At 60.7% G+C, this 12,886-nt stretch carries 12 protein-coding genes; 5 read left to right on the top strand and 7 right to left on the bottom strand.

The annotated features are described in order from the left end of the window. Window positions 1-40 precede the first annotated feature (40 nt). The 6 genes from ruvC to B5M06_RS02295 form a co-directional block, all read right to left on the bottom strand. On the bottom strand, window positions 41-598 hold the full coding sequence (ruvC, locus tag B5M06_RS02320) for a crossover junction endodeoxyribonuclease RuvC (protein ID WP_054067486.1): 558 nt from the start codon (window positions 596-598) through the stop codon (window positions 41-43). Window positions 599-707: 109 nt separating this feature from the next. Further along, on the bottom strand, window positions 708-1,421 hold the full coding sequence (gene mtgA / locus B5M06_RS02315) for a monofunctional biosynthetic peptidoglycan transglycosylase (protein WP_054067485.1): 714 nt from the start codon (window positions 1,419-1,421) through the stop codon (window positions 708-710). Next, complete coding sequence (gene aroE / locus B5M06_RS02310) at window positions 1,409-2,275, bottom strand: shikimate dehydrogenase (RefSeq protein WP_054067484.1); 867 nt, start codon at window positions 2,273-2,275, stop codon at window positions 1,409-1,411. The genes mtgA and aroE overlap by 13 nt, the downstream gene beginning before the upstream one ends. A gap of 20 nt (window positions 2,276-2,295) precedes the next feature. Next, entirely contained in the window at window positions 2,296-3,129 is an 834-nt protein-coding gene (locus B5M06_RS02305; protein ID WP_417034232.1) for an energy transducer TonB, read from the bottom strand. A 23-nt stretch (window positions 3,130-3,152) separates the two neighbouring features. Next, window positions 3,153-5,231 (bottom strand): ribonuclease catalytic domain-containing protein, encoded by a 2,079-nt coding sequence (locus B5M06_RS02300; protein ID WP_054067482.1) that lies wholly within the window; start codon window positions 5,229-5,231, stop codon window positions 3,153-3,155. 176 nt (window positions 5,232-5,407) lie between these two features. After that, window positions 5,408-5,992, bottom strand: coding sequence for a YqiA/YcfP family alpha/beta fold hydrolase (locus tag B5M06_RS02295; RefSeq protein WP_054067481.1), 585 nt, complete (start codon window positions 5,990-5,992; stop codon window positions 5,408-5,410). 83 nt (window positions 5,993-6,075) lie between these two features. Here B5M06_RS02295 and rodA point away from each other — a divergent pair, with 83 nt between their 5' ends. From rodA to B5M06_RS02270, 5 genes are all read left to right on the top strand, one after another. Then, window positions 6,076-7,248 carry a rod shape-determining protein RodA gene (gene rodA, locus B5M06_RS02290; protein WP_054067480.1) on the top strand — a complete coding sequence of 391 codons (1,173 nt, stop codon included), beginning with the start codon at window positions 6,076-6,078 and terminating at the stop codon, window positions 7,246-7,248. Window positions 7,249-7,362: 114 nt separating this feature from the next. Next, window positions 7,363-7,704: a YegP family protein gene (locus tag B5M06_RS02285; RefSeq protein ID WP_054067479.1), complete on the top strand. Its 342-nt coding sequence runs from the start codon at window positions 7,363-7,365 to the stop codon at window positions 7,702-7,704. 62 nt (window positions 7,705-7,766) lie between these two features. Then, window positions 7,767-9,227 (top strand): metalloprotease TldD, encoded by a 1,461-nt coding sequence (tldD, locus tag B5M06_RS02280; protein ID WP_054067558.1) that lies wholly within the window; start codon window positions 7,767-7,769, stop codon window positions 9,225-9,227. A gap of 316 nt (window positions 9,228-9,543) precedes the next feature. Continuing rightward, complete coding sequence (locus B5M06_RS02275) at window positions 9,544-10,698, top strand: 3-deoxy-7-phosphoheptulonate synthase (protein WP_054067478.1); 1,155 nt, start codon at window positions 9,544-9,546, stop codon at window positions 10,696-10,698. Window positions 10,699-10,913: 215 nt separating this feature from the next. After that, a complete protein-coding gene (locus B5M06_RS02270; protein WP_054067477.1) occupies window positions 10,914-11,225 on the top strand; it encodes a hypothetical protein in 312 nt (103 codons plus the stop codon). A gap of 66 nt (window positions 11,226-11,291) precedes the next feature. Here the strand turns inward: B5M06_RS02270 and mpl are convergent, their stop codons facing one another. Beyond that, window positions 11,292-12,695 carry a UDP-N-acetylmuramate:L-alanyl-gamma-D-glutamyl-meso-diaminopimelate ligase gene (gene mpl, locus B5M06_RS02265; protein WP_054067476.1) on the bottom strand — a complete coding sequence of 468 codons (1,404 nt, stop codon included), beginning with the start codon at window positions 12,693-12,695 and terminating at the stop codon, window positions 11,292-11,294. Window positions 12,696-12,886: the final 191 nt, after the last annotated feature.

Here is a 12,886-nt window from a genome sequence, read left to right as displayed (position 1 = left end):
CACCACGCCAGCACTGCGCGGGCGTTTGCCCCGGACAGACTCAGTATGCGCGCCCAGCTTTGAGCATGGCGTGCTGCCTGCGGCGCAGGTCAGATTCCTGCCCCAGCTTGTCCAGCATGGCGCCTGCATGGGCGTGGGTGATAGCCAGTCCCAGTGCGTCAGCTGCGTCGGTGCCGGGCAGGCCGGGCAGCTGCAGCATGCGTTTAACCATTTCCTGAATCTGGGACTTGGCAGCGCGTCCATGGCCGGTGATGGCTTTTTTCATCTGCAGCGCTGTGTATTCGGCCACGAGCAGGTCGTTGGTGACCAGGGCGGTCAGTGCCGCACCACGCGCTTGCCCCAGCAGCAGCGTGGACTGGGGATTGACGTTGACAAACACAATTTCGATAGCGGCCACCTCAGGCTGGTAGCGCTCTACTATCTCGCTGATGCCCTCGTACAGAATCTTCAGGCGCGCAGGCAGATTGCCCAGCTCTACCCCTTCGGTGCGCGTGGTGCGTATGGTGCCGCTGGCCACATAACGCAGATGTTGGCCTTCGCGCTCAATCACGCCAAAGCCGGTGGTTTGCAGGCCGGGGTCAATGCCAAGAATTCGCATGAGAAATATTTTGATAGCTGCTAGCGCTTATCTGGTAATCCTTAGAGGCTGATTTTCCTTGTAATCAGAAAGTCTGAGCCTCTTGCTGCCCATCATACGCATGTACCACTCAGGGCAAAGGCGTAGCACCCATGCGGCGCTGGATGGCACTGCTGCGTGACTGCAGATAGCGTGAGCCAGGGTGCTGCTCGTAGTAGCGGGGGCGGGGCAGCATCACGGCCAGGCGAGCCGCCTCATAAGGGGTGAGCTTGGAGGCGCTTTTGCGGAAGTAGTGCTGGGCAGCAGCTTCGGCACCAAAAATGCCCTGGCCCCATTCCACGTTGTTCAGGTAAATCTCCAGAATGCGCTGCTTGCTCAGAAACAGCTCCAGCAGATGGGTCAGCACCAGCTCCTGTCCCTTGCGCAAAAAGCTGCGCTCACCCGAGAGCAGCAGGTTCTTGGCCAGCTGCTGGGTGATGGTTGAGCCTCCGTAAATCTTGGCAGGCTTGGCGCTGGTCTGGGCCTGAGCAAGTGCCTTCTGGTTGCGTTCCCAGGCTTTTTCAATCGCCTCCCATTGCACGCCGGTGTGCTCCACAAAACCGTCGTCCTCGGCCGTCAGCACGGCGCGTTTGAGGTGGCTGGAGATGTGCTCGTAATCCACCCATTGCTGTTTCCAGGGACGCTGCTGCGCGCTCTGGTGCCAGATGCGCCAGGCTTCCGAGCGCTGAAAGGCGGTGGATTGCGGGTCCCACCATGCGGCCAGCGCAATGCGCAGCACAAAGAACAGCTGCAGCGCCAGGAAGGCGGCAAGCACCAGCAGCAGCCAGCGGGTCAGCGCGTGCATGCCTTGGTTTCTTGCGCGATGACTTCGCGCAGTTCTTCCAGTACTTGCTGAGAGGGAGGACGCACACCGCGCCACAGGGCAAAGGATTCGGCCGCCTGCTCTACCAGCATGCCCAGACCATCACGGCCTGTTGCACCATGTGCCTGCGCCCATGCCAGAAAGGGGGTAGCGGCTGCGCCATACATCATGTCGTAGGCCAGGCAGCCGGGCCGCAGCACGCGCGCCGTCACGGGAATACCAGCGCCTTGCAGGCTGGCTGCCGTGGCGTTGATGACGATGTCGAAATCGCCCTCCAGGGCTTGCAGTTCCTGCGCTAGCAGCTCTACTTTTTGTTGGGCAGCCAGTGGTGCATGCTGCTCTACCAGCGTCTGCGCCTTGGCAAAGGTACGGTTGCAGATGGTGATGCTGCGGGGCTGCTGCTCCAGCAGGGGGCCGAGCACGCCAGCAGCAGCGCCGCCAGCGCCAATCAAGAGCACATCCTTGCCGGTGATGGCAACGCCCGCATTGCGGGTGATGTCGGCCACCAAGCCCAGGCCATCGGTGTTGTCAGCATGGATGCGGCCATCGCCGTCAATGACCAGGGTGTTGGCCGCACCAGCCAGTGCTACGCGCGGGCTTTGCGAGTGCGCGGCCTGCGCGGCTTCCAGCTTGAAGGGGACGGTCACATTGCAGCCCTTGCCGCCTTCGGCAATGAGCTGCTGCAGATCTTCGGCAAAGCCCTGCAGCGGCACCAGGCGGCGGCGGTAGTCCAGTGCCTGCTGTGTCAGCTGCGCAAAGCGTGCGTGGATCCAGGGAGAGCGGCTGTGGGCCACGGGGTTGCCCATGACGCAGTACATGTCGAGCGTGGTTTGCATGGCGAAGAGGGCCTCAGGCGTTAACGCACATTGGTTTCCAGGGTCTGGTCGCGGGTGAACTTAAAGCGTGACACCACGGCAATCTGGTCGGCCTTGGCACGCATGGCGGGGCCAAAGTGGCCGAAAGGACTGGCTGCCCGTGCAATGGCCTGGGCGCGCTGATCCAGCTGTGGATTGCCGGAACCTTGCACGATTTCGGTGTCCAGCACATGACCATCATGGTTCACGGTCAGCACCATGACCAGCTCGCCATAGAGCTTTCTGCCCTGGTGCTCGGGAAAGTTCTCCGTGCCCTTGTCTTCTACCTTGCGGCGCAGTGCGTCGTAGTAGACGGCATACACCTCCTCGCGCGTGGCAGGGCTGATGTAGCGTTTCTTGGGGCGTGCGTTTTCTTCGTTGATGCGCTTTTCAATTTCGGCCAGCAGCTTGACGAGCTGCTTGCGCTTTTGCTCCTGCTGCTCCTGGTCCTGCTGGCGCGACACTTCGCGTGGGTCAAACTCCGGCAGGGCAGCCAGCTGTTTGCGCAGCTGGGTCAGCAGCACGGTCTGCTGCTCCTGCAGTGCATCCAGTTTTTTCTGGCGCTCTTCGAAATCGTCGCCAATGGCAGTCAGTGCCGAGTAGGGCAGCGGGCTGGTGGCGCGACCCTGGGCCGCATCACCGCCACCGGCCAGTGCCGCCTGGGCAATGGCCTGGGCTTTTTCCGGTCGCTCCTGCGTGTGCGCATTGACCAGGATGACCTCCAGCGGCGTGTCCTGAAAGACACGGTTGAACTGCTCGGGCGCGACAAAGCGCACGGTCAGCAAGGCGGCATGGATGGCAACGGACACCCCCAGCGCAATGCTGAGGGTAGACATGGAGCGGAACGCGGAAAAGAGCTTCACGGTGCAGGATTATCGGCGCTGGTGCTGTCGGCTTCATTGACGTCCACCGCGATGGCAATGGGGCCTGCAGCCACATCGTCTTCATCCTCGGCAGCGTCATCAAGGGGTGCATCATCGCTGGAGTCCAGCGGATCGTCCAGCCGTTCGATCACGGTGCCGTGAATATCCAGCGTGATTTCGTCAATCGCGCCCAGCTTCACACGCACGCGGGCACCACGGGGCAGGTCTTGCGCACCGATGATGCTGATGACCAGCGGCAGCGTGTCTGCACGCACCAGAATGCCGTTGGGGCCGTTGTCCTTGATGACGGCGCAGTCCAGCTCGGTGATGCCGTTCTGCTCCACGTACTTCAGCGTCCAGAAGCGTTCCATGCTCTGCTGGTAACCGTTGTAGGCGCTGTAGGCGCCGTCAAAGCTGCTGATGATGCCGAACAGCTCGGCATCCTTGGGCTTGAAGGGAGCAGCCAGCGCGGCGGTGGCGCCATGGCGTGCGCAGGCAATGATCTGCCACTGGTTGACCAGGTCCACATAGCGGCGCAGCGGCGAAGTGGCCCAGGAGTAGCTCTTGACGCCAATGCCTGCGTGGGGCAGTGCCTTGGTCGACATGCGCACTTTCACGCCCGGGGCCATGCTGGCCTGGCTGCGGTAGATGCCGGGCACGCCCAGCTCGGCCAGCCAGCCACCCCAGGTGCTGTTGGCCACGATGGCGGCCTCGGCCACGATCAGGTCCAGCGGAGCACCACGCTTGCGCACGGAGATGCTGACGGTTTCGCTGCCATTGGGTTCTTCGTCGCCATTGCCTTCCAGGCGGAAGGTGTAGTCGGGGCGCGAGAAGTTCTCTGGCTTGCCGCGCACTTCCTCGCGGCCCTTCTTCAGGTGCTTGGCCAGGCGGTGCAGGAACATCAGCTCCTGGCGGCGCTCGGCCAGATTGGCCGGCGTGCCTTCCACTTCCAGCGTGGGGTCGGCCAGCCATTCTTCGGTCACGATGTGGTCCAGCTTGTCGTGGCGGAAGTTCACCACCACAGGCACGCGCTCGAGCTTGGTGACTTTGTCCTTGACTTCCAGCGTTGCCTCGTCATAGGTCACATACAGCGACACAGCGGGGTTGGCGCGGCCTTCGTCCAGTGTGTAGATCTGCACGACTTCGTCGGGCAGCATGGTGATCTTGTAGCCGGGCATGTAGACCGTGGACAGGCGGTTGCGCCCCAGCTTGTCCAGATCCGAGCCAGGTTCAATCGCCAGACCGGGCGCGGCAATGTGAATGCCCAGCGTCACGGTGCCGGTGCCCAGGCCCTGCACGGACAGTGCATCGTCGATTTCCGTGGTCATGGAGTCGTCGATGGAGTAGGCCTGCACATTCGCCACCGGCAGGTCTTCGGGCGGCTGGGGGGCTGTCAGTTCGGGGAAGCGTGTGCCCTTGGGGAAGTTCTCGAACAGGAAGCGCTTCCAGTGGAACTGGTAGGCCGAGTCGATGGCACCTGCGGCCTGCAGCAGCTCCAGTGGTGCTTTTTGTGCGCTGCGGCTGGCTTCGACTACGGCCTTGTACTCGGGCGCGTTCTTGTCGGGCTTGAACAGAATCTTGTACAGCTGCTCGCGAATAGGCTGGGGGCAAGTGCCAGCGGCCAGTTCCTGGGCCCAGCCATCAATCTGTGCCTGGATCTGCTTTTTCTTTTCAATGGCGGCCAGTGCCTGCTGCAGGATTTCAGCGGGCGCTTTGCGGAAACGGCCCTTGCCAGCGCGGCGGAAATAGTGGGGTGCGCCATACAGCGCAAACAGCATGCCGATCTGCTGGGTGTTGGGGGCGCTGTCCGAGAAGTAGTCGCGCGCCAGATCGGCAAAGCCAAATTCTTCTTCGGGGGCAAATTCCCAGGCCAGGTCCAGCTCGATGGTGGAGGCAATGGCCTCGGCTTCGGCCATCAGGACGGCAGGCTCGGGCTTTTCAAACTTGAGCAGGATGTGGGCGGCCTTGACCTTGACGCGCTTGCCAGAGGCCAGCTCGACTTGGGAGGAGGCATCGGCCTCAGACAGGATACGGCCGGCCAAAAACTTACCGGCATCTTCAAACAATGCGTGCATAGGGCGGTGATTGTCCCACGCTGCAGATTTCCCCCGAGCGCTGCACGCCTCGAAAAATGCAGTGTGGAATGTGTGCTTTTGAAAAAGGAGCTGCCAGCGCTGGTTATGCATTGGTTTCCATATGTTTTATATGTAAAACCATTGTCTATCAAGCGCTGGCAGCTCATGTTTTTGATTCAGGCCAGATCCAGAAAGTCCAGCACGTGCGACATCTGGCTGTCAAATTCGCTGATGGCGTGATCGCCCCCTTCCAGAATGATCTGCTTGGCCTGCGGGTAGCGCGCCACCATTTCGCGCCAGTCCAGCACTTCATCGCCCTTGGCAAAAATGCCCAGCTGCTCGCCCGGCGCGGCCTGCGTGTGCAGTGCCATGTCGCGCAGCTCCTGGATGTATTCGGGCTTGAAGAAGAAGGACTCTTCCGGGTTGTGCCAGCTGGTCTGCGCGCCAATGTAGCGCTCGAGCGTGCGGTCCGGGTAGACGGACGGGTTGAGCACCACCAGCTTGCAGTGCTTGTGGTGCGCGACCCAGGTGGCGTAGTAGCCGCCCAGCGAGGAGCCAATCACGGCCATGGTCTCGCTGGGCCAGTCCTTGACGGCTTCCATCACCATGTCCATGGCTTCCTTGGGCGAGGGCGGCAGCTGCGGGCACAGCCATGTCACCTCGGGGTGGTGCTGCTGTACGTACTGCGCCATGGTGCGCGCCTTGTTTGACTGGGGCGAGGAGCGAAATCCGTGCAGGTACAGCAAATGGGTGGTGGGCATGGTGGCGGTGGTCCTCACAAAATGAAGGGGGAGACAAAAGTGGCTTGGCGCAGGCACAGACACTGCGCTGATAATCGCACGCTATGTCCGCTGAATTCGATAAGCCCCATATTCTTCAACGTATCTTGCCGATGTTCCGCGGCTTTGATCCGCTTTTGCTGCTGTGCATCGCGTGGCTGGCGGGCATAGGGCTGCTGGCCATGTATTCCGCAGGATACGACCATGGCACGCGCTTTGTCGATCACGCGCGCAACATGCTGCTGGCCGCAGGCATCCTGTTTGTGGTGGCGCAGATTCCCCCGCAGCGGCTGATGATGGTGGCGGTGCCGCTGTACACCGTCGGCGTGCTGCTGCTGCTGGCCGTGCTGCTGTTTGGCATCACCAAAAAAGGCGCGACACGCTGGGTGAATGTGGGCGTGGTGATTCAGCCTTCGGAAATCATGAAGATTGCGGCCCCGCTGATGCTGGCCTGGTGGTTCCATCGGCGCGAAAGCGTGCTGCATGCCCTGGACTTTGTGATTGCCTTTGCCCTGCTGGCGCTGCCTGTGGCGCTCATCCTCAAGCAGCCCGACCTGGGTACTTCGCTGCTGGTGCTGGCAGCGGGTCTGGCGGTGATCTTTTTTGCAGGTCTGCCCTGGAAGCTGGTCGTGCCGCCGGCGGTGCTGGCAGCGGTTGGCATTACCTGGCTGATCTGGAACGAGCCCTGGCTGTGTCAGGACGGCATGAGCTGGTACTTTCTGCACGACTACCAGCGCACCCGGGTGTGTACCTTGCTCGACCCCATGCGCGATCCGCTGGGCAAGGGCTTTCACATCATTCAGGGCATGATTGCCATTGGCTCTGGCGGCATCTGGGGCAAGGGCTTTATGGCGGGCACGCAGACCCACCTGGAGTTCATTCCCGAACGCACCACCGACTTCATTTTTGCCGCGTATTCCGAAGAGTTCGGCCTGCTGGGCAATCTGATGCTGATTCTGGGCTTTTTGCTGCTGGTCTGGCGCGGCCTGGCCATTGCCGCCAAGGCGCAGTCCCTGTTTGGCCGTCTGATGGCCGGGGCCGTGGCCATGATTTTCTTCACCTACGCCTTTGTGAACATGGGTATGGTCAGCGGCATCCTGCCTGTGGTGGGCGTGCCTCTGCCCTTTATCAGCTATGGCGGCACAGCCATGGTCACACTGGGCCTGGCACTGGGCGTGCTGATGTCCATCGCGCGCTACCAGCGGCTGGCCATGGCAGAGCCCAAGCACACTTTGTAAAACTTGGTCATTCGCACAGTACCGGGCTGGCAGGACTTCGGGGCAGTGGCTATAACCCCAGGCAGGGTCTCTCATGGTGAGAGGCCGTGCAACCAACCAGAAGGGGATCCAGCCATGGCGGCCAAGTACGTGCTCAAGAAGTCGAAAAACGACAAATTCTTTTTCAATCTGCATGCCACCAATGGCCAGTCCATTCTCAGCAGTGAGCTGTATGAAGCCAAGGCCAGTGCCCTCAACGGCATAGAGTCAGTGCGCAAGAACGGCGTGCAGGAAACGCGTTTTGACAAGCTCAGCGCCAAGGATGGCTCTCCGTATTTCACCCTCAAGGCTTCCAATGGACAGGTGATTGGTCAAAGCGAGATGTACACATCCACGGCCGCGCGCGACAACGGCATTGCTTCCGTGATGAAAAATGCAGCCGATGCCGAGCTGGACGACCAGAGCACCACAGCCTGAAAAGCGGCCTGACTCAAGCCGGTGCGTGGTGAGGTCATGGCGGCTTGCCTAAAATGCTTGCCATGATCTCTCGTGAACCCACCATCGAGCGCCTGGCCACGGCCCGGCAACTGCTGCTAGAGCCTTTTGGCCTGGATGAATCCCATCTGTCCCGTGCGCTGGCCGAAATCCGTGCACACCAGGTTGATGATGCCGACCTGTATTTCCAGTACACCCGCGCTGAGGGCTGGAGTCTGGAAGAAGGCATTGTCAAGACAGGTTCGTTCTCCATCGACCAGGGCGTGGGTGTGCGCGCGGTCAGCGGTGAAAAAACCGCTTTCGCGTATTCCGACGATATCTCCGAAGCTTCGCTGCTCGACGCTGCCCGCGCCGTGCGCGCCATCTCTGGCAGCCAGCAGCAGCGCAAGGTCAAGATTCCCAAGTCCACGATTGCGCCTTCGCGCAGCCTCTACCCCGGCGTGGACCCCATTGCCAGCATGAACAGCACCGAAAAGGTGGAGCTGCTCGGCAAGGTGGAAAAGCTGGCACGCGCCAAGGACCCTCGCATCGTGCAGGTGATGGCAGGGCTGGCCAGCGAATACGACGTGGTCATGGTCGCGCGTGCCGACGGCACACTGGCTGCGGACGTGCGCCCGCTGGTGCGTCTGTCGGTCACCGTGATCGCGGAGCAAAATGGCCGCCGTGAAGTGGGTTCGTCCGGCGGTGGTGGCCGTTTTGGTCTGGCTTACTTCAGCGATGAGCAGATCACCACCTATGTCAATGAAGCGGTGGAGCAGGCACTGGTGAATCTGGACTCGCGCCCAGCCCCTGCGGGCGAGATGACCGTGGTGCTTGGCCCCGGCTGGCCCGGTGTGCTGCTGCACGAAGCCGTGGGTCACGGTCTGGAAGGTGACTTCAACCGCAAGGGCTCCAGCGCTTTCAGCGGTCGTATTGGCGAGCGCGTGGCCGCCAAGGGCGTCACCATTCTGGACGATGGCACGCTGGCAGACCGCCGTGGCTCGCTTAATGTGGACGACGAAGGCTGCCCCACACAGGCCAATGTGCTGATTGAGGACGGCATCCTGAAGGGCTATATGCAGGACGCGCTCAATGCCCGTCTGATGGGTGTCAAGCCTACGGGCAACGGCCGCCGTGAAAGCTATGCCCATCTGCCCATGCCCCGCATGACCAACACCTATATGCTCGGCGGTGACAAGTATCCACAGGAAATCGTGGCCTCCATCAAGAAGGGCCTGTACGCGACCAACTTCGGCGGCGGTCAGGTGGACATTACCAGCGGCAAGTTTGTGTTCTCTGCCAGCCAGGCCTACTGGGTGGAAAACGGCAAGATCCAGTACCCCGTCAAGGGCGCGACCCTGGTGGGCAATGGCCCTGAATGCATGAAGAAAGTTAGCCTGATTGGCAACGACATGCGCCTGGACAGCGGCGTGGGTACCTGTGGCAAGGAAGGCCAGAGCGTGCCTGTGGGCGTGGGGCAGCCCACCATGCGCATCGATGGCTTGACCGTCGGTGGTACTGCGTAATTGCTAAAGATTTGCAGGTTTTTTGCCTGAAAATCAAAAAAGGCTGATTTATTGCGTTGAATCAGCTTTTTTTTATGCTGGATTTGAAGTTTTCTTGTTTTTAAGGTGGCTGACTTGCATTGCGAGGCAGGCATTCCGGTGTTAAAGTCAGCCGCTATGCAAGTTCGTAGCGCTTTCTATTTCTACTTTTGGTTCTCGGTCCCAGGCGGATGAGAGGCAATAGCTCGCGCACACGAACAAACCCTCTTCAAAGAACCGCCGAAGCTGAAAAGCCCGGCGGTTTTTTTATACCTCATCACTTTTTACAGAGGCAGATATGACAGCACATGAATATGGCGAAGCTTGGTATCGCAGCTCGGTCAACCAGAAAACAGGACAAACCGATGACGAACGCATCCAGGAAATTACCGTGCTGCCTCCACCCGAACACCTTATTCGTTTCTTTCCCATCCAGAACACCCCTTCCGAGCGCCTGATCAGTGATACGCGCCGCACCATCGGCAACATCATGCATGGCCGTGGTGACGACCGTCTGCTGGTGATCGTGGGCCCTTGCTCTATCCATGACCCAGCTGCTGCCCTGGACTATGCCCGCCGCCTGGCCGATGTGCGTGAGCAGTACAAGGACACGCTGGAAGTGGTGATGCGCGTGTACTTCGAAAAGCCTCGCACCACCGTGGGCTGGAAGGGGCTGATCAACGACCCCTACCTGGACGGCAGCTACCGCATTGACGAGGGCCTGCGCATTGCGCGCCAGCTGCTCATCGACATCAACCGCCTGGGCGTGCCAGCGGCCAGCGAGTTCCTGGACGTGATCTCGCCCCAGTACATTGGTGACCTGATCAGCTGGGGGGCCATTGGTGCCCGCACCACCGAAAGCCAGGTGCACCGCGAGCTGGCCTCTGGCATTTCGGCTCCCATCGGTTTCAAGAACGGCACGGACGGCAATATCCGCATTGCTACGGATGCCATCCAGTCCGCCAGCAAGGGGCACCACTTCCTGTCCGTGCACAAGAACGGTCAGGTGGCCATTGTGCATACCAAGGGCAATCAGGACTGCCACGTCATTTTGCGCGGCGGCAAGACACCGAACTACGACGCTGCCAGCGTTGCCACTGCCTGTGCCGATCTGGAGAAGGCCGGCCTGTACCCCAGCCTGATGGTGGACTGCAGCCATGCTAACAGCCTCAAGCAGCACGAGCGCCAGAAGGATGTGGCAGCCGACATCGCCCAGCAGATTGCCGGTGGTTCGCAGCAGATCTTTGGTGTGATGCTGGAAAGCCATCTAGTGGCCGGTGCACAGAAGTTCACGCCAGGCCAGGACGATGTGTGCAAGCTGCAATATGGCCAGAGCATCACCGATGCCTGCATCGGCTGGAACGACACACTGGATGTGCTGGAGCAGCTGTCGCAGGCCGTGCAGACACGCCGCACGCTGGTGGATGCAGCAGCACCTCAGATGGTGGCTTAAGCGGTGGTGCAAGCGGGCGACTCAGCCCGCTGGGGCTAGCAAATGTCTTTGGGCTGACTTTTGCCTCCAGGGCTTGTCAGTACAGCGTTGCTAGCTCTTATTTTTTCACTGTGTTTTGTGGCATTTCAGGTACAAACACGCTTAACTTTGCGGTGGGCTGTCGCTAAGCTGTAGCCATCATTGCACCAGGTTGCCAGTCACCAGAAAGGCCAGAAATGATCAGTGAAGTCATTGTGAAATGGAGCGCCGAACAGGAGTTTCGTGCCAATGTGGACAAGCTTGCCCCCATGGGCAATGAAGAGGCCCGCCGCTGGCTTGATGAGCAGTTCACCTCACTCGATGGCGAGCCCCTGCGTCCCAGTGGCAAAGTCTTGCTGGCAGACAAGGTGCTGGTCGTGGCGCGGGAAGCTGGCGTGGGCCGTCTTTCAGACGAAACCTGGTTCCATGCCTATGCGCGTGCGGCACATGCGGTGCTGGCCCGCCCGCTGATCAAGGTGGATGTGCCAGCCATGACCGTGAGCTACTGACGCTTTGCTTCACCCGCAAAAAAGCCGACTGAAATTTCAGTCGGCTTTTTTGTTGCCTGTTGAGCCTCAGCGTGTGCCGAAATGTGCCTGCAGTGCGGCCAGCAGCTTGCCGTGGATGCCGCCAAAGCCACCATTGCTCATGCAGACGATGTGGTCGCCCGGGCGTACCTGGGCCATGACCTGCTGCACCACGGTATCGACCGAGTCGGCCGTCCAGGCCGCATCACCCAGCGCCTCCAGGGCTTCGGCAGCATTCCAGTCCAGACCTGCGGTGTGGCAGAAGGCCAGATCGGCTTCCTTGAGCGACCAGGGCAGCTGCGCCTTCATGGTGCCCAGCTTCATGGTGTTGCTGCGAGGCTCGAACACGGCCAGGATGCGCTGGCTCTGGCCCACGCGCTGGCGCAGACCGTCCAGCGTAGTGCGAATGGCTGTGGGGTGGTGGGCAAAGTCGTCATAGACGTGGATATTGGCCACGGTGCCGCGCAGTTCCATGCGGCGCTTGACGTTCTGGAAGCGGCTCAGGGCCTCCGCAGCCACCGCAGGCGCTACGCCCACATGCTCGGCTGCTGCAATGGCAGCCAGTGCATTGAGCTGGTTGTGCTCGCCACTCAAGGCCCACTCCACGCGGCCCACTTTTTTGCCTTGCTGCAGCACGTCAAAGGCATGGTGCTCGCCCTGGGCAGTGAAGTCGCTCACGGCAGCGCCAAAGCTGCGCTGCTCGCTCCAGCAGCCTTGGTGCAGCACGCGGGCCAGCGATTCTTCCAGCCCGTTGAATACCACACGACCTGTTGCAGGCACGGTGCGCACCAGATGGTGGAACTGGCGCTCAATGGCGGCCAGGTCCGGGAAGATGTCAGCGTGGTCAAACTCCAGATTGTTCAGCACCGCCGTGCGGGGGCGGTAGTGCACAAACTTGCTGCGTTTGTCGAAGAAGGCCGTGTCATATTCATCGGCCTCGATCACAAACAGTGAGCGTTCCTGCTCTGGCGCTTTCTGGCCCAGACGGGCAGACACGCCAAAGTCCAGCGGCACGCCGCCGACCAGAAAACCGGGTGTGAGCTGAGCGCATTCCAGAATCCATGCCAGCATGGAGGTGGTCGTGGTCTTGCCATGGGTGCCAGCCACGGCCAGCACATGGCGGCCCTGCAGCACATGTTCGCTCAGCCACTGGGGGCCGCTGGTGTAGGGCAGGCCCTGGTCGAGGATGGCTTCCATCAACGGGAACTTGGGGCTGCCATCGGCCAGGTGTGCGCGGCTGACCACATTGCCAATGACGAACATGTCGGGCTGGAGGGTCAGCTGCTCCGTGCCATAGCCTTCGATCAGTTCAATGCCCAGGGCCTGCAGCTGGTCGCTCATGGGAGGGTAGACCCCCGCGTCACAACCGGTGACCTTATGACCCGCTTCGCGTGCCAGCGCGGCGACACCGCCCATGAAGGTGCCGCAAATGCCCAAGATATGAATATGCATGGTCAGGGATTCTAAGTCGGCGCCTGAGGCGCTTTGTGGGGCTGCACAGGGCGGATTGCAAGCGTTTGTCCCAAGTTGCTTTCAAAAAAGAAGCTGCTGGTGCTTGAAATACCTTGTTTTCAGAACTATAGCTATCTGAAATCAAGTATTTGCGTGCGCTAGCAGCTCTTTTTATAAGAGCATATGGTGGT

The sequence above is a fragment of the Comamonas kerstersii genome (genome assembly GCF_002056725.1).
GTDB classification, from domain to species: domain Bacteria; phylum Pseudomonadota; class Gammaproteobacteria; order Burkholderiales; family Burkholderiaceae_C; genus Comamonas; species Comamonas kerstersii.
The sequence above is the reverse complement of the archived record's forward strand: the minus strand, read 5'-3'. Positions and strand labels throughout refer to the sequence as shown.